Below are 16,266 nucleotides of genomic sequence, written 5' to 3'. Positions count from 1 at the left end.
TCACGGCCGCGACAGGCAGGCGAACTCGCTGTCCCCCGCGAGGGCGTTGACCGCCGGATCGACCGCCTTGAGAGGCCCTGCTCATCCCACCAGGCCCCACAAGACGATTGTTCAGGAGCGTCCTAGCCGACGTCGGTACAGTCACGCTCGGCGAATTCTGCAATATCGCGGAAGAGGCTGCAACGCCAAGGCCGGCCGAGGGCGCCACCGTCGTGTTCATCAATATTGATGAGCCGCCAGAATATGCCGAGCTGACGAGGTACTAAGGAGTTGCGACGACGCATCGGTCAACCTCAGCCCGCACCACTGACACGTCCTTGGACGGATCTTGAGCAGTGACGCACCAACCTTCGGTTCCTATCGTATGGACAAGCTGCTCGGTCGCGGCGGAATGGGCGAGGTGTACCGGGCCTTCGACACTGAGCACCATCGGACAGTGGCAGTCAAGCGGCTGGCGCCACATCTGGCGGACGACCCGGAGTTCCAACTGCGATTCGGCAGGGAGGCACGACTCGCCGCGGGGCTGCGAAGTCCGCATGTGATCCCAATCCACCGCTACGGCACGATCCACGACCAGCTCTACATCGACATGCGCTTCGTTGAGGGCGGAGACCTCCACGAACTCGTGCAGGCCTCCGGCGCGCTCGCACCGGACCGGGCGGTCAACATGCTCGAACAGGTAGCGCACGCCCTCGACGACGCCCATGCCAACGGGCTCGTCCATCGGGACGTCAAGCCGTCGAACATCCTGCTCGACCGTGGCGTCACGGATTTCTGCTACCTCGGGGACTTCGGCATCACCCGAGCAGCCGCCACGAGCGCGACCAGCGGCAACTCGCTGACTCGAACCGGCGCTCTGCTCGGCAGCCTTGCCTACATGGCGCCCGAGCAGTTCGACGGCGCGATGACCATCCGGTCGGACGTGTACTCCCTCACCTGCGTGTTCTTCGAGATGATCACCGGTCACCGTCCCTACGCCGGCGAAGGCCTGCCCGCGCTCATGCATTCGCACATGGATATCCCTCCGCCACGGCCATCCGCCTCCAACCCCGCTGCCGCGATCTTCGACGAGCTCGTCGCCACCGGAATGGCCAAGGACGCTGTCGCTCGATATGCCACTGCCGGCGAACTCGCCCGCGCGGCACGCAGCGCCCTGCGGACCGGCAGCTCCACTCCCACCATCTCCTCCGTAAGCGAGGTACCGGCGCCGGAGTTTCCCGTGCGGGCGGCGAGGGCCACCGACCACACAGCGGCCTCCGAGGACCTCGATCGTGTCCCAGACTGCAGTCCCGAGCCAAGCACGCCTCAGCTACCTGACGCGCCCGAACAGGCCGAACCCGAAGTCCGATCGAGTGACGACATCAAGGCCATGCCCGAAACCGTCAGTCTGCGAGATCGAGGTCGGCTTCTTCCCGTTGCAGTGGTGATCGCGGTCCTCGCTGTGATCGCGATAGCGGGGTTACTCTCGTTCGGCCGCGACAGCTCCGACCGGATCGATGACCCGGCCGCCGGTATTGCCCCGACCCCATCAGCGACAGCTCTGCCGCCTTCAACCCGTCTCGTGCCCGATGCGGCGTCCAGCGTAGCGGCCGGGCCGACCTTGACCGAGGCAGTGTTCACCGGTCGGTCCAGCGGAAACGAACTCACTGTTGCCGTCGGCGTGAAGGACGGCCGCGCAGCCGGCTACCTCTGCGACGGGAACAAGGTCGAGGCTTGGCTGGAAGGCACGCTGAGCGGTGATCAGCTCACCTTGCGCGGCCGCAACGCCGATACCGGCATCACCGCGACCGTCAGCCAACGCTCCCTTCTCGGCAATGTCACCGCTGGAGGAACCATGAGACCTTTTGCCGCTCAGATCGCGGTCGGCGCGGACGGCCTCTACGAGAGCCGCCGTACAGTCCAAGGCATCACCACCCGGATCGGCTGGATCGTCCTCCCGGACGGGACACAAGTCGGCATTCGCAACAACGGTGGCGAACGCAGCGCAGCCCCTCCGCTCGACCCGATCACCCTTCAAGCTGTCGACGACGGCCAACCGATACGCGCTGATCGCCTCACCGGGATCTCCACCGTCCTCGGACCCTGACTGGTCCCCGGACCATCGGGTGATTGCTTGAGAAGGATTCGCTCCATGGCACTTCGCGAGGTTAAGCCGTTGTGTTTCGCCATCATGCCGATTACGACACCTGACGAGGCGGTGTCCCAGTATGGCGGTGATCGCGAACACTTCCTCCACGTCGCGCAGTTCATCTTCAAGCCGGCAGCCGAGTTGGCCGGATATCGGTTCGTCCCCGCCTCGGTCGATAGTTCTAAGGTCATCCAAGCCGCCATCATCGACAACCTCGCCCGCGCCGATGTCGTCTTGTGCGACACCAGCCTCTGGAACGCCAACGTCTTCTTCGAGTTGGGCATACGCGTCGCCCTCAACAAGCCCGTGGCACTCGTGAGAGACAGGCTCACCGACACCGTCCCCTTCGACAACACGCCGATTCACTGCTACGAGTACGACCACCGAATGGATCCTTGGTGTCTCACAGCCGAGATACCGAAGCTCAGCGAACACATCGCAGCAGCCGGCAAGCATGACCAGAACGAGCTCTGGAAGTTCGCAGGAATCCAGGTCACTGCACAACAAACCGATGCAGGCAACCCGGAGGATGCCAAGCTCGACCTGTTGCTGGCCAAGATGGCAGCACTCGCGGAAAGAGTTGAACCTGCAGGACGAGGGCCCGGTACCGCCACGGCAGCAGGCCGGCCGGCCATCAGCAGGGTGACGAACGACGACGAAACTCGATCGATCATGGAGTCCGACCTGTCCCAATTCAACGCGGGAGCGGGTGCCGACGTCAGCTATCTAGGCAGACGTGCGGGCAGAGTGTTTCTAGAAACTGAGAAGATGCCATCCATGGACGAGCGCTCGACCCTCAAGACGATCGTCGGCCGGACAACTGAAGGCGCGCACAGCATCAACTATGTGCATCCGGGGTCGGGAGATGTCATCGGATCCGACTCGCTGGCATCGGAAGGCTTCTGATTCTAGACCCGGCAGATGCAGACGCCTGTCCCATTCGAGGTTCCCGTCGGTGTCGCGCACGCAGGGCTGGCGAGCAGGTTGAGGCGCCGCTGACTGCGGGCTGAGTTCAAACACCCGCCTCTGGTCGAGCAACGACTGCCTGAACAACCCGACCACCGACCTGCGCATCCTCGTGCCCGGCGGGCCGGTCGTGTTCACGCTGACGTGGGGCGAGCGCACCACCACCCCGGGCTGCGCGCAGCCGCGGACTTTCGTGCCTGCGGGCTCCTACCGCCTGATGGTCCGGCTAGACGACGTGATCAGCCCGCCGACCCCCTTCCTGAGTACCCCGTGAGTGATACTCCCTAAGTGACCTCGGCGCTCGTCGGTCGCTCTGCCGAGTTGGCGTCGCTGCTCGCGGCGTGCCACGACGGGTCGGGTGAGCTCGTCCTGCTGGCGGGATGCGCGGGCAGCGGCAAGACGACGCTGCTCGAAGAGCTGACCAGGCGGCTGACGGCCGCCGGCGCCCTCGCGGCGTCCGGGCACGCGGTGCCCGGCGCGGGTCCGTTCCGCCCGGTCGCCGAGGCCCTGGTCCGGCTCGCGCCGCCGTCGCTCGCCGACGACGAGCAGGTGTGCCCGTTCCGCGCCGTGCTCGCGCGCATCCTGCCGACGTGGCCACCCGGGCCGGCGTCGGGAGTGCACCTGGTCGATCCGGTCGTCGTCCTCGGCGAGGCGGTGCTCGCGCTGCTGCGGGTGCTGGCCGCCGACCGCCGGACCGTGCTGGTGCTGGACGACGCGCATTGGGCGGATCGCGACACCCTCGCCCTGCTGGAGTACCTGGCGGGAGGTCTGCACGACGTAGCGTCGAGCATCGTCGTCGCGATGCGCGACGACCAGGCCGGTCCGGACGGCCTCGCCGCGCTGCGCCGGCACCCCCGGGTGCGCACGGTCGTGCTGGAGCCGTTGCGGCCCGCCGAGGTCGCCGTACTCGCTCGACGGACCGTCGGGGGCGAGCTCCCGCCGGAGGCCGAGGAGTACGTGACGCGGGTGAGCGAGGGTGTCCCGCTGATGGTCACCGAGGTGACGACCGGGCTCGTGGACAGCGGGGTGCTGGTCCGCGACGGGCCGGCGTGGCGGACGACGAGGGCGCTCAGCGGTGGGCCGCCGCCGTCGCACTCAGCCCTGGTCGACGGTCGGGTCGCCGGGCTGACCCCTCGCGTCCGCGAGCTGGTGCGTACCGCCGCGGTGCTGGGCCCCGAGCTCGACCCGCAGCTGCTTGCGCGGGTCGCCGGCGACGTCGTCGAAGAGCTGCCGGCCGCGGTGGACGCCGGCCTGCTGATCCGCGGCCCGGCCGGTGAACTGCGGTGGCGGCACGCGTTGACCTGCAGTGCCGTGCTCGCCGGGCTCACCGCACCGGGGCAGGCGGCCGTCGCGGCACGAGCCGCTGCGATGCTCGACGGTGCCGCGGACGTGCCCCGGTCCCTCGTCGCGAACCTGTACGCGCGCGGCGGCCGCCCCGTCCGAGCCGCGGGACTGCTGCTGGAGGAAGCGCGCGACGCGGTCGCCGTCGGCGCCCTGTCCACCGCGCACGAGATCCTCGGACGTGCCGCGGTGCTGGCCGTGGGGGACGCGAGCCTGCTCGTGGCGATCACCGTCGAACGGATCCAGGCGTTCGCCCTGGCCACCCGCACCGACGACGCGATCGCGGCGGCCGCCGCCGCGCTGCCCGCGGCGGCGGGGCCGGACCGGTCGGCACTGGCCGTCGCCGCTGCGCGGGCCTGCGTGGCCGGTCAGCGCTTTGACCGGGCCGGCCACTACCTCGCACTCGCGGGCGATCCCAACGACCCGCGGGTCGCGGCGCTCGCCGCCCACATCGCGCTCGACGCCGGTGACCTCGAGCGGGCGCTGGCCTCGGCCACCTGGGCCGCCGAGCAGGCCGGGCCGCCGGACGTCGTGTGCGAAGCCCTCGAGGTCGTCGGGCGGGCGTTGCGACGCCGCGACCCGGCGGCGTCGACCGCGGCCTTCGAGCGGGCCGAGCGGGTCGCGGCCCACCACCACCTCACGCCGTGGCGGATCAGGGCGCTCGCCGAGCTCGGTGCCGCCGAGCTGTTCGGGTCGGCACCGACCGGCCGCATCGCCGAGGCGCGGGCGCTGGCGCTCGACGCCGGCATGCTCGGCACCGCGACGGCACTCGACCTGCAGGCCATCGCCATGACCGTGGGCGCCGAGGGGATGGTCGGCATCCTGCCCCGAGCCGGGCGGTGTGCCTACCGGGCCGGGCGGCTGGGGCTCACAGGCATCCGCGCGCACGCGTTGATGTGGATCGCCCGCGGCCGCGTGCACGAGGGCCGGACGGCCGAGGCGGACCCGCTCCTCGATGAGGTCGACCGACTCGTCCCGAGCCCGCTGTACCGCTCCGAGCGCTCCCACAACCAGGCCACCGACGCCTGGCTGCAGGGCGACGACGACCGGGCCGTGCGCGAGCTCGACAGCTGCATCGCCGTGCTGCGGGACCTGCCCGCCGCACCTCCGGCGCCGGTGTGGGGCGAGTGGGCGCTGCTGCGCACCGTGCACGACCCCGGTGACGACGCGCCCCGGGCAGAGCTGCGCGACTCCGACGTCCTCGTGCAGGCGGTCAACCGCGCGGCCCTCGCCTACGCCGACGCCGTCGCGGCCACGGGACGCGCCGACGCTGCCGCGCTGCTGGCCGAAGGCGACCGGCTGCTGGCACCCCACCCGTTCCTCCGCTACCGGTTCCGGGTCATGCTCGTGCCGCGCGCGGTCGACGGACCCGGGGACCCCGCGCTGTTGCGCGAAGCCCACGCCTGGCTGCTGGCCCACCAGGAGGTGCGCATGGCCCGGCTCTGCGAGGCCCACCTCCGCCGCCTCGGCCTCCCGGTTCCCCGACCCGGCCGGTACATCGAGCCCGTGCCCCCTCGGCTGCGGGCCCTCGGCGTGACCGGCCGCGAGCTCCAGGTCCTGGCACTCGTCGCCCAGGGCCTCGGCAACGTCGAGATCGCCCATCGGCTGCAGCTGTCGCGGCGTACCGTCGAGACGCACGTAAGCAGCCTTCTGCTCAAGACCGGCGCGACATCGCGGGATGACCTGCCGGCTCCGTGAGCCGGGCGGGCCAGGCCCGTGTGCCACACGGATTCCCCCACGGCCGGCCCGCGGCAACGTGCCGGGCATGACGACCACCAGCACCACCAGCACCACCAGCAGCACCGCAACCGTCCACGGCCGCGTCGACGTCGGCGACGCCCAGCTCGAGTACTGGGAACGCGGACCACGCGACGCGCCCCCCGTCCTCCTCGTCCACGGCGGCGTCTTCGGTGAGTGGTTTCGCCCGATGTTCGACGAGCCGGCCCTCGACGGGTTCCGGCTCGTCCGGGTGCACCGAGCCGGGTACGGCGCGAGCTCGCGTCCCCGAACCCACGTCACCCTGGCCGACCACGCCCGCCAGTGCTGCCGGCTGCTGCGCGAACTCGGCATCGAGCGAGTCCACTGGATCGGGCACTCCTCCAGCGGCTGTATCGGACTCCAGGCGGCGCTCGACGAGCCCGACCTCGTCGCGGGGCTCGTCCTTCTCGAGCCCGCACCGAAGCCGGCAGGTCCGGCCGCCGAGGTCCTGGGACGCGAGGTGATCGGTCCCACCATGGCGGCGGTCGGTGCCGCCGACTTCGCGCTGGCGACGGACACCTTCCTGCGCGGCGTCGACGGTCCCGGCTACCGCGACGCGATCGCGGCCCGGCTAGGCGACGACGCCTTCGCCCGCATCGAGCGTGACGCGTCCTTCTTCTTCACCGACGAGATGCGCGCCACCCACGAATGGAACTTCGATATCGAGCAAGCATTGCGGATCAACGCGCCGACCCTGATTGTGACCGGCGGCGACAGCGCCGGCGTCACGCAGGTGTACGACCAGACGGCGACGCTTCTCGCGGGGATGCTGCCCGCCGCACGCCGCGACGTCCTGCCCGGCGTCAGCCACAGCATGCCGCTGCAGGACCCGTCCGGCGTCGCCAGGCTGGTCGCCGCTGCCGTGTCGGGCTGACTAGCGGAGGTTGTCGAGCACCAGCGCCACGTCGCCGACCTCCTGCACCCGCAGGTCGGGACGCTGCACCCCGCTGTCCGGCGGCACCAGCGCCCGGGCGAAGCCCAGCCGGGCCGCCTCGGCGAGCCGGCGCCCGACGTCGGCCACGCGGCGGATCTTGCCCGCCAGGCCGATCTCGCCCAGCACCACCAGGTCCGGGGGCAGCGCGACGTCCCGCCGCGCGGAGGTGATCGCCATCGCCAGGGCGAGGTCCGCGGCGGGTTCGGTGATCCGCATGCCGCCGACCGTCGCCGCGTACACCTCGGCGTCGTGCAGCCGCACCCCCGCGCGCCGCTCGAGCACGGCCAGCAGCATCGCGACCCGCGCATTGTCCAGGCCGCTGACGGCCCGGCGCGGGTTCGGGATGTCCTTGCCGGCGACCAGCGCCTGCACCTCAGCCGACAGCGGGCGTCGACCGTCCATCACGACCGTCACAGCCGTCCCGGGCACCGGCGGGTCGCCGAACCGAGCCAGGAACAGCCCCGACGGGTCGCGCTGCGAGGGCATGGGCCGGGTCAGAAGCAGCAAGGGCGGCACTCGAAGATCGAGTACCTCCCTTGTTCGCCGCGTCGGGACGACAGGACTTAAATCTGCGCCCCCTTGACCCCCAGATGACTTATCAGCGTCCGCCTGATGTTCTCGACTACTATTTCAGCAGGTCACGCTTGCGTGGCGTCCAGCCCGTGCTATCTGATCTCGGTCACTGCTGGGTGTCTTGCGACCACCGTGCGACCACGGGCGTGGTTGTCCAAAGGACGATGTGATCCACTCCTTGAAGGAGTGGTTGTGCCGGCGAAGATCGCAATCCTCGGAGTGGGCGCGGTCGGCGGATGCTGGGCGGCGTGCTGCTCGCGGAGGCTGGCCACGACGTGACGCTGTTGGCGTCTCATCGCACGAGCACCGCGATCACGTCAACGGGCTGACCCTGCACAGCAGCGGTACGGCGAGCTGCAGGTCCGGCTCCCGGCTCGACCGTGGCTCACCGCACCGGTCGACGTCCTGTTCATGACGGTGAAGACGCCGGACCTGCTCGCTGCACTGATCTGAGCTCCATCACCGTTCCTGCATAAAGCGGCCTCGTGCCGTTGCTCGACGGTGTCGACCACGTCCCGTCGTTGCGCGCGGTGCTACCACAGCCGTTGTCGTCCCGATGACCGTGGCCGTCGAGAAGACGCGGGTTGCGCCTGGCGTGATCGAGCACGTGCCGCCGTTCGCCGACTATGCCATCACCGCGGGGCACCGGGACCGCCGTCGATCCGGCAGCACTGCTGGGCAGCGCAGGCCTCGACGCCGACTCCTCCCGTACCCGATGAAGCCACCCTGCTGTGGCGAAAGCTGTCATTTCGACCTTCCCCGGCACCCACTTCCGGCTCCGGTGGTGCGGTACGGACGGTCGCAGACTGCGTCTGCCCTTCCCCGGCCCTCGCTCTCCTGCGAGGCTGGACGTGCATGCGAGGGAGCGAGCCATGGCGGTGGAGCGCGGCCGGCCGACGTTGATCCGCTCGGTGCAGCGTGCGCTGCGCCTCATCGAGGTCGTGGGTGAGGGCGAGGGCCGCGCCACGGCGAAGGAGATCGCCCGGGCCACGGGGCTTCCCCTCGCGACGGCCTACCACCTCCTGCGCACCTGTACCTATGAGGGCTGGCTGCAGCGCCTGGACGACGGGACGTACGTCCTCGGCCACCGCCTCGACACCGTGCACCGGCGAGGACGGGACGCCGCCGGGATTGCCGTGGCCCGCCCGGCGCTCGAATGGTTGCGGGATGCGGCGGGAGGCCCGGTCTACCTGGCCCGGTGCGTCGACGGTGAGATCGTCGTCGTCGAGATCGTCGACAGTCCCAGGTCCCCGCGCATCGACCTCTGCGTCGGGGTGCACGACGCAGCGCACGCCACGGCGCTGGGCAAGTGCATCCTCGGCCAGTTCACGACGGCGGAGCGCGACGACTACCTGTCCCGGCATCCGATGCACGACCTCACCCGGCACACCGTCGTGGACCGACGTCGGCTGACACTGCCTGCAGCAGACCAGGTCGCCGTCGACGAGGAGGAGTACGCGCTCGGGATCCACTGCCTGGCTGCGCCCGTCGTCGAGCCGGGGCACCTGGCGGCGGTCGGGGTGGTGGTGCCGCCCGCCACGCGCGCGCGCAGCCGGTCCCGCGAGGCGCTGGTCATCGGCGCCAGGAGGGTGTCCCGTGCGCTCGTCATGCGCTGAGGCTTGCCTCAGCCCGATCGTCACCATCTGAAACCCGCACCCTGGTCGAAACGGGGTACCGAGTCCGACCATGGCCCAATGGCGACGAGCGACGTCGGCGCACCCCGATGGGTTCTCGACGCCCTGTCCGATGTCTACGACCCGTGCTGCCGCGAGAAGGGCATCTCCGTCGTCGACATGGGCCTGCTCCGGTCCGCCACCGTGAACGGCACACACGCCCGTATCGAACTGATGCTCACCTCGGGCTGGTGCCCGTTCGCGACCCACCTGCTCGGCGAGATCGAGGACGTCGTCCTCGCCCGACCGGACGTGGACACCTGCGACGTCGAGGTTGTCTGGGACGAGGCGTGGACGACCGACCGCCTCTCCGAGTCCGCCGTCGGCAAGCTGCGCTTCCTCCCCGATCCCGCCGCCGTTCCCGACCGCGACGCGTTCGTCGCCGCACTCCGTCCGCAGACCGAGGAGGTCGACCAATGATCGGTGACGCGTTCGTCTTCGACGGGGTCGCCCATCCCTTCAACTTCACGGAGAAGAACGTCTACGACCGGGCCGGGGAGATGTTCCGGCAACACCTCTACGCCTTCCACCAGGTCCTGACCCCAGACACCGAGCCGAAGCTCTCGGCGGAGCAGTACCTCAAGGACTGGACTCCCGCCGACATCCACGAGATGGTCTTCGACCACTCCGACACCGACATGCTCGTCGCGATGCCGTTGCCGCTCACGGACCTCTTCCGCGACGGGTTGTCACCGTGGGAGGACTGTGCGGAACTCGCCTCACGGGACCCGGAGCGGATCGTCTTCTGGGGTTCGGTCAACCCCCTCGAGGGCCGCAGGGCGCTCGACCTCATGGAGCGTCAGGTCGGGGAGTTCGGCGCCAAGGCGTTCAAGTTCTACAACGTCCGCTACGACTACGGCGCCCCCTTCCCGTGGCGGATGGACGACCCCCGCATCGCGTTCCCCGTGTTCGAGAAGGCCCAGGAACTGGGCATCAACCTCATCGGGGTGCACAAGGGAGTGCCACTGGGCCCTCAGCCCGTCGAGGCCACCCAGACTTGGGACATGGACGGCGCGGCGGCCGCGTTCCCCGACCTCAACTTCGTGATCTTCCACGTCGGGCTGCCGTTCCTCGACGAGACGTGCTGGCAGCTGATCCGGCATCCGAACCTCTACGCCTCGATCGCCGCGACGCTCAACTTCATCGTCCGATCCCCCAGGATGTTCGCCGAGATCCTCGGGAAGCTGCTCTTCTGGTGTGGGGAGGACAAGATCGTCTACGGATCGGAGGCACCGATCTGGCAACCGCAGTGGGCGCTCAACGCCTTCCGGGACTTCTCGATCCCGCAGGACCTGTGCGAGGGCTACGGCTACCCGCAGCTGACCGACCAGGCCAAGCGGAAGATCCTCGGCGAGAACCTGCTCCGGCTGCACGGGATGGACGTCGACGCGACACGCGACCGTCTGGGCCGCCCATCGACACACTAGGCTGCCGCGACCTGATGTGACCGCAGCTGGACGCCTTTCGGCCGAGGACGAGGGCGATCTCCTCGATCCCGGCGAAGACGAGGTCGGCCGCTTCTGCGAGCCGTGCCAGGACCGGCGCCGCCGCGTACGGGCGAGCGCCCATCGGCGTCGCCTGCCCGCCCACCGGATCTGCCCGGCCGGGAGCCACCGCTGTTCAAGGCAGCCGCGGTCCGCGTCCCCAGCGTCCACCTCGAGCGCCAAGCGCCAACCCCGTGGTCCCGCGGTTCCCGTTTGCTTTGGCTGCTTGCACGGCCCGCTTCCCCGGCCGGCCGCAGGGGGCGAGGATTCGCCCCGGCCTGACCGCGCCGCGAGGTTTACGCCAGGTCCGCGGACTCAATGCGCGCATCGACCACAACGACGGCCCTGACCCACGAAGGAACCACCATGGCCACTGGTGAGCAGCCCGCCGCGACCGCCGCGGACGTGCTCGACGCGACCCGTGAGCTGGCGCCGACGATCGCGGCCCGGGCCGCCGAGATCGAGACGGCCCGCCGCCTGCCTCCCGACCTGCTCGACGAATTGCGCAGGATCGGCTGCTTCCGGGTGCTACGCCCCCGCACCCACGGCGGGCTGGGAGCCGACCTGCCCGAAGCGATGCGGATCATCGAGTCCCTCGCCCGGGCCGACGCGTCCGTGGCCTGGACGGTCATGATCGGAGCCGCCACGTGGATCGACATGGCCGGGCTGCCCCGGGCCACGTTCGATGCGCTGTTCGCCACACCCGACGTCATCACCGCCGGCGTCTTCAACCCGACCGGGTCGATCGCTGTCACGCCCGGGGGCTACCAGGTCAGCGGCCGCTGGAGCTTCGCCAGCGGATGCCAGCACGCAGACTGGCTGTTCGGCAACTGCATCGAGGGCGTCGTGGACGGCGTGCCGCAGATGCGGATGGCCGTGCTTGCACCCGAGCAGGTCGTGATCGAGGACACCTGGACGGTGTCCGGCCTGTGCGGCACCGGCAGCCACCACTTCCGGGCCGACAGCATCGTCGTCCCCGCCGAGCGGACGTGGCGGCCCCTGACTGACCCGCGCTGTGTCGACGAGCCGATCGTGCGCATCCCACCACTCGCGCTGATCTCCCTGATTACCGCCAGCGTGCCACTCGGACTGGCCCAGGGCGCGCTGGACGACATCCATGCAATCGCCGCCCGCAAGGTGCCGCTGCTAGCCGGCGCGCCGCTGGCCGCCAACCCACACTTCCAGTTCGAGCTCGCCACCGCGGACACCGAGCTGCGCGCCGCGCGCGCCCTGCTCTACGAGTCGGCCGAGTCGGCGTGGAAGACCGTCACAACCGGCGGCGAGCTCACCCTGGAACAGCGGGCTCGGATCCGCGCCGCTGGGGTCTGGGTCACCACCCGCTCGGCCGCGGTCGTGGAGACCGCCTACCGGTCCGGCGGCGGCAGCTCGATCTACGCCGACTGCCCGCTGCAACGGCGGCTGCGTGACGTCCACGCCGTGACCCAGCACTTCGCGGTCAAACCGGACACGCTGACCACCGCAGGCGCCGTGCTCGCCGGCCAGGACGTCACGGTGCCCGTCTTCTGAACATGGCGACAGGGCAACCCGGTCTCGCACCGGTGCTCGGCTGGTCTCGATCAGGGAATACCCGCGGCTCCGCACACGCACACGGGAGTCATCGGTATGGCAAGAGGCGAGACAGGTCTCGGCGACGTGATGTCCGGTCCGATCTCAGTCCAGTGCCACTCGCACAGACCGTGGGAGCTGGTGGATCTCTTCTACGCCGACGATGAGATCGTGCTTGACCACGAGGTGGATCTACCGACTACTTCCGGCCACGCCTTGTCCTGACCTGACGGTCGCGGAGGCTTTGGCGATCGCGTCCCGGTGATGGCGGCCGGCGTAGCGCTAGACGTCCGCCTGATACGGCGGAGCCGGGTCGTACTGGATGTAGCGCTGGGTCGCCCGAGCGTGGCGGGGCGAGTGCAGCTGCCCCACCAGCCACAACGCCATGTCGATCCCGGCCGACACACCCTGGCTGCTCACCACGTTCCCGTCCGCCACCCAGCGCGCGTCCCGCACGACGTCGGCGCCGAGCTCGGTCAGGCGGTCCTCGAACACCCGGTGGGTGGCGAGGCGCTTGCCGGCGGCCAGCCCGGAGGCGTGCAGCAATAGTGCCCCGGTGCACACGCTCGCGACCCAGGACGCCTCGGCTCCGACCCGGGCGAGCCAGTCGAGCAGGAGCCGGTCCGCTGAGGCGAGGAGGGTGCCGTCTCCCCCAGGCACGACGACGACGTCGAGCCGGGGATGGTCGGCGAACGTCGCGTCCGGGAGCAGGCGCATGCCCTTACGGCAGCGCACCGGCTCCAGCCCCGCCGCCACCAGCAATACCTGATCGGGCGGGGCGCCGTCGCGCTCGAGCAGGGCTGATGAGGCGGTGAGGACCTCCCAGGGGCCGACGACATCGAGCTCCTCGGCTCCGTCGAAGGCCAACACCCCGATCATGTTCATGGCGCAACCCTAGTTCCGAAGGCGCGGTCCGGGGCGCCTTCTGCTCGGTGGTCAAGCGGTGGGCCATGAGCCCGCCGTCGGGCACGACATCGCGCGGCCGGGCGGCCGTCTCGTCCGTGCTCAGGATGAACAGCGCCGAGGTTCGGGGGACCTATCCGCTCGCGGACCTCCCGCAGCAAGAACTCGGGGAAGCCCATAACGGGCGCCTGTCCGGTGGCCGGGCCAGACCGGCAAGGGGGGCGAGGCATTGGGTCCCGAATAGCAGGCCCCAGAACGCTGCGGACAAGCCCCCACCCTCGATGGAGCCAGCTTGGAAGGCGAGCGGCCGCGGCGCGCCGGCCTCGGTGGCGAGCCAGTCGGTCACGCCTGCCAGGTCAGGAGCACCGAACCGTTGCCCGCCTTGGTGGCTGTCTCGATCGTCACGCCGGTCAGCACGGAGGAGCTGACGTCCGCCGAGCCGGCACCGCCGCCACCGCCGCCGAACTAGCCACCGCCCCCGCCGGCGCCGGCAGAGGTCCCTCCGCCGCCTCCGCCGCCCTCACCGCCGGACCAGCCACCGTGACCGCCCGTGCCGGCCGGGTTGCCGCTGTTCTGACCGCCGGCCCCGCCGCCCGCACCGTCGCCCGAGCCGCCCATTCCGGGGCCCACGATCTGCCCGCCGTTGCCGCCGGCTCCCCCGTCGCCCCCGCCGCCGGCCGACAGGACGAAGGCGCCGCCGTTGACACTGACGAGAGTCGCCCCACCGCCCCCGCCGCTGGCGGTGTCCCGGCCGGAGTACGCGGTGAGCCCCGCACCGCCCGCGCTGGTGCCCTGCTCCGGATCGCCCCGCCCGCCGTTCGAGTCGGTCGCTCCCGCGCAGGAGTCGGTGTGTCCGGCGCCCCCGACGGCGACCTTCAGACTCTGCTCGGGAGTGACCTCGAGCGTCCCGGTGATCGTCGCGCCCATGCCGCCGGAGATCATGCAGTTGTTGCTGCCGCTCACGCCCGCACCGCCGCTCCCGCCGATGGCGGTGATCACGACGGAGCTGACGCCCTGGGGAACAGCGATCGTGACGGGCCCTCCGCTGAACGGCACCGGCTGGGGTGCCGGCACGGCCACCGCAGCATCGATGTCGTCCGCGGTGGCGCCCGCGGTGGCGCCCGTGCAGGCGGTCGTGACGCCGGCGCACAGCAGTGCGATCAGCCCGGCGCCGGCGGTGCGGCGGGTGCGGGGGTGTCGACTCCTGGCCATGGCGTGGCTCCCTGGGCTGCAGTCCGGGCGCCGGGCGGCGCCACAGCCCAGAACCTGCACAACGCTCCCCCAACCAGGCTCCACGCGCGGTTGGAACTGACTTGGAACCCGAATGCCTCACGGGCAGGCGAGCACCTGACGATGGAAGGCGCTTCACTGCGCGAACTCACTTCCGACCCCCAGCCGTGACCATCAATTACGGGCCGCCGATCTGGCCCTCGAAAGCAGAAGCCCCGAACCGAAGGACGGCTCGGGGCGATGCCGATGTCTCCAGACATCAGATGGCGGTGGTGACGGTAGCGGCGGCAGTAACTACGACGACGACGATCGAGGCCAGTGAAGATCAAAGCGCGGTGATTGCGCGTGTTCGCGGTGGCCTCGAGATGGAGTCCCGTGGTTGTCCGATGGCACCGGCGGGTGGCAACGTCGGTCAGACCTGGGTCGCCGTCTGGTGAGCGGTGCGCGCGGTCGCCGCGTCGTGGGCGTGCGCGCTGATCCGCGCCGTGTAGCGCCACGCCCACCAGGTCAGCAGGACGGGGATCACCCAGTTGAACAGCAGGTCGACGGGTCGGCTGGGGAGGGTCGTGGCCGGCTCGGTCAGCACACTGGCCAGTGCGGTACTCACCGCGTGCCCGGCGATCACGGCACCCCACGCGGCGCTGATCCGGCGGTTGACCGACCGGAACACCGGCGAGTGCCAGTACTGCTGCGGCACGGTCTCGCGGGCGTACTGCTCGGTGAAGGGCAGCACCGGCAACAGCGCGAAGATGGCTACGGCGAGGATGAGCGTGGCCAGCGCGCGGCCGTAGTCGGCGAGGAACGCGTCCACGGCCGGGTTGACGGCGCCGACGATCCCGAAGGCGGCGAACACCACGGCCCCGGTCACCTCCAGCAGCTTGGGTGACCGGCCGCGCACCCTTGACACGATCAGGAACGCCGCGGCGACGAAGAAGGCCAGTAGCGCGGCCGTGGTGACCGCTCCCGCTCCCTCTCGGGTGGCGACGAGGCTGAACACGATCCAGGGGATGAAGCCGGTGAGGACTTTGAGCATCGACATGCCGAGAGGGTCGCGGTGTCAGTTCCAAAGTCGGTCCAACCCGTCCTCGAGCACCACCCGGCGCACCAGGCCGAGCTGACACCCCGATCCCGGTTGGAGGGCGCTTGAAACCCGGGCAGCCATGGTGCGTCGGCGGGCGGACCCACCGCCTGCTGGGACGGAGTACCTGCGGTGAGCACAGTCAGCATCTGGCGGTTCGAGACTTCCGACGGCGCCGAGGCCGCGCTGCGTGCACTTGAGCGGCTGCAGGAGCGGCGGGTCGTCGTGATCGAGGACGCCGCCGTCCTCGTCTGGGGTGCGGGCGAGCGCCGGCCGTACGGTTACCAGGTCGGCTCCGCCAACGGGGTCAGTGCGTTGTCCGGCGCCTTCTGGGGGCTGTTGTTCGGATTGCTGTTCCTGCTTCCCCTCGCCGGCGCGGCCGAGGACCTCGCCGTCCTCGCCCGGGTCGGTCTGTCCGACCGGTTCCTCGCCCAGGCCCGCGACCGGATCACCCCTGGGGTTTCGGCACTTTTCCTGGTCACCGACCGCGCCGCTGTCGACCGCCTCCGCGAGACCCTGATCGGCGCCGACCTTCTGGTCTGCACCATCGACCAGCAGCACGAGACCGCGCTGCGACGTGCGTTCGACGCCGGTACCGACGACGGCACCGAACTCGATCGGCACGCCTGATC

The 16,266-nt window shown here is 70.4% G+C and carries 12 protein-coding genes and 1 pseudogene; 9 read left to right on the top strand and 4 right to left on the bottom strand.

The features are described 5' to 3' along the window. The first annotated feature begins 364 nt into the window (after positions 1–364). The 4 genes from RM445_RS28335 to RM445_RS28320 all read left to right on the top strand — a co-directional run bounded on the left by RM445_RS28335 (position 365) and on the right by RM445_RS28320 (position 7,067). Complete coding sequence (locus tag RM445_RS28335; protein WP_311559933.1) at positions 365–2,086, top strand: protein kinase domain-containing protein; 1,722 nt, start codon at positions 365–367, stop codon at positions 2,084–2,086. A gap of 45 nt (positions 2,087–2,131) precedes the next feature. Next, the gene (locus RM445_RS28330; protein WP_311559932.1) at positions 2,132–3,034 is read left to right on the top strand and encodes a hypothetical protein; all 903 of its coding nucleotides are present in this window, start codon (positions 2,132–2,134) and stop codon (positions 3,032–3,034) included. 348 nt (positions 3,035–3,382) lie between these two features. Continuing rightward, complete coding sequence (locus tag RM445_RS28325) at positions 3,383–6,133, top strand: ATP-binding protein (protein WP_311559931.1); 2,751 nt, start codon at positions 3,383–3,385, stop codon at positions 6,131–6,133. A gap of 67 nt (positions 6,134–6,200) precedes the next feature. Beyond that, the gene (locus RM445_RS28320) at positions 6,201–7,067 is read left to right on the top strand and encodes an alpha/beta fold hydrolase (RefSeq protein WP_311559930.1); all 867 of its coding nucleotides are present in this window, start codon (positions 6,201–6,203) and stop codon (positions 7,065–7,067) included. On the opposite strand, the pseudogene RM445_RS28315 reads toward RM445_RS28320, so the two are convergent. Further along, a pseudogene (locus tag RM445_RS28315) lies at positions 7,068–7,598 on the bottom strand (magnesium chelatase domain-containing protein); the annotation flags it as partial. Between the two features lie 974 nt (positions 7,599–8,572). Here RM445_RS28315 and RM445_RS28310 point away from each other — a divergent pair. From RM445_RS28310 to RM445_RS28295, 4 genes are all read left to right on the top strand, one after another. Continuing rightward, entirely contained in the window at positions 8,573–9,316 is a 744-nt protein-coding gene (locus RM445_RS28310) for an IclR family transcriptional regulator (RefSeq protein ID WP_311559929.1), read from the top strand. A gap of 78 nt (positions 9,317–9,394) precedes the next feature. Next, a complete protein-coding gene (locus RM445_RS28305) occupies positions 9,395–9,793 on the top strand; it encodes a metal-sulfur cluster assembly factor (RefSeq protein ID WP_311559928.1) in 399 nt (132 codons plus the stop codon). Then, positions 9,790–10,800, top strand: coding sequence for an amidohydrolase family protein (locus tag RM445_RS28300; RefSeq protein WP_311559927.1), 1,011 nt, complete (start codon positions 9,790–9,792; stop codon positions 10,798–10,800). Before RM445_RS28305 ends, RM445_RS28300 begins: the two co-directional genes overlap by 4 nt. Before the next feature lie 423 nt (positions 10,801–11,223). Next, positions 11,224–12,384: an acyl-CoA dehydrogenase family protein gene (locus RM445_RS28295; RefSeq protein ID WP_311559926.1), complete on the top strand. Its 1,161-nt coding sequence runs from the start codon at positions 11,224–11,226 to the stop codon at positions 12,382–12,384. A 321-nt stretch (positions 12,385–12,705) separates the two neighbouring features. On the opposite strand, the gene RM445_RS28290 is transcribed toward RM445_RS28295, so the two are convergent. From RM445_RS28290 to RM445_RS28280, 3 genes are all read right to left on the bottom strand, one after another. Continuing rightward, positions 12,706–13,308: a DJ-1/PfpI family protein gene (locus RM445_RS28290; protein WP_311559925.1), complete on the bottom strand. Its 603-nt coding sequence runs from the start codon at positions 13,306–13,308 to the stop codon at positions 12,706–12,708. 483 nt (positions 13,309–13,791) lie between these two features. Continuing rightward, entirely contained in the window at positions 13,792–14,538 is a 747-nt protein-coding gene (locus RM445_RS28285; protein ID WP_311559924.1) for a hypothetical protein, read from the bottom strand. A gap of 430 nt (positions 14,539–14,968) precedes the next feature. After that, positions 14,969–15,595, bottom strand: coding sequence for a hypothetical protein (locus tag RM445_RS28280; protein WP_311559923.1), 627 nt, complete (start codon positions 15,593–15,595; stop codon positions 14,969–14,971). Between the two features lie 171 nt (positions 15,596–15,766). Here RM445_RS28280 and RM445_RS28275 point away from each other — a divergent pair, with 171 nt between their 5' ends. After that, on the top strand, positions 15,767–16,264 hold the full coding sequence (locus tag RM445_RS28275) for a DUF1269 domain-containing protein (RefSeq protein WP_311559922.1): 498 nt from the start codon (positions 15,767–15,769) through the stop codon (positions 16,262–16,264). The last annotated feature ends 2 nt before the right edge of the window (positions 16,265–16,266 follow it).

This window comes from Pseudonocardia charpentierae (assembly GCF_031845345.1).
Lineage (GTDB): Bacteria > Actinomycetota > Actinomycetes > Mycobacteriales > Pseudonocardiaceae > Pseudonocardia > Pseudonocardia charpentierae.
This window is presented reverse-complemented; position numbering and strand designations above follow the sequence as displayed.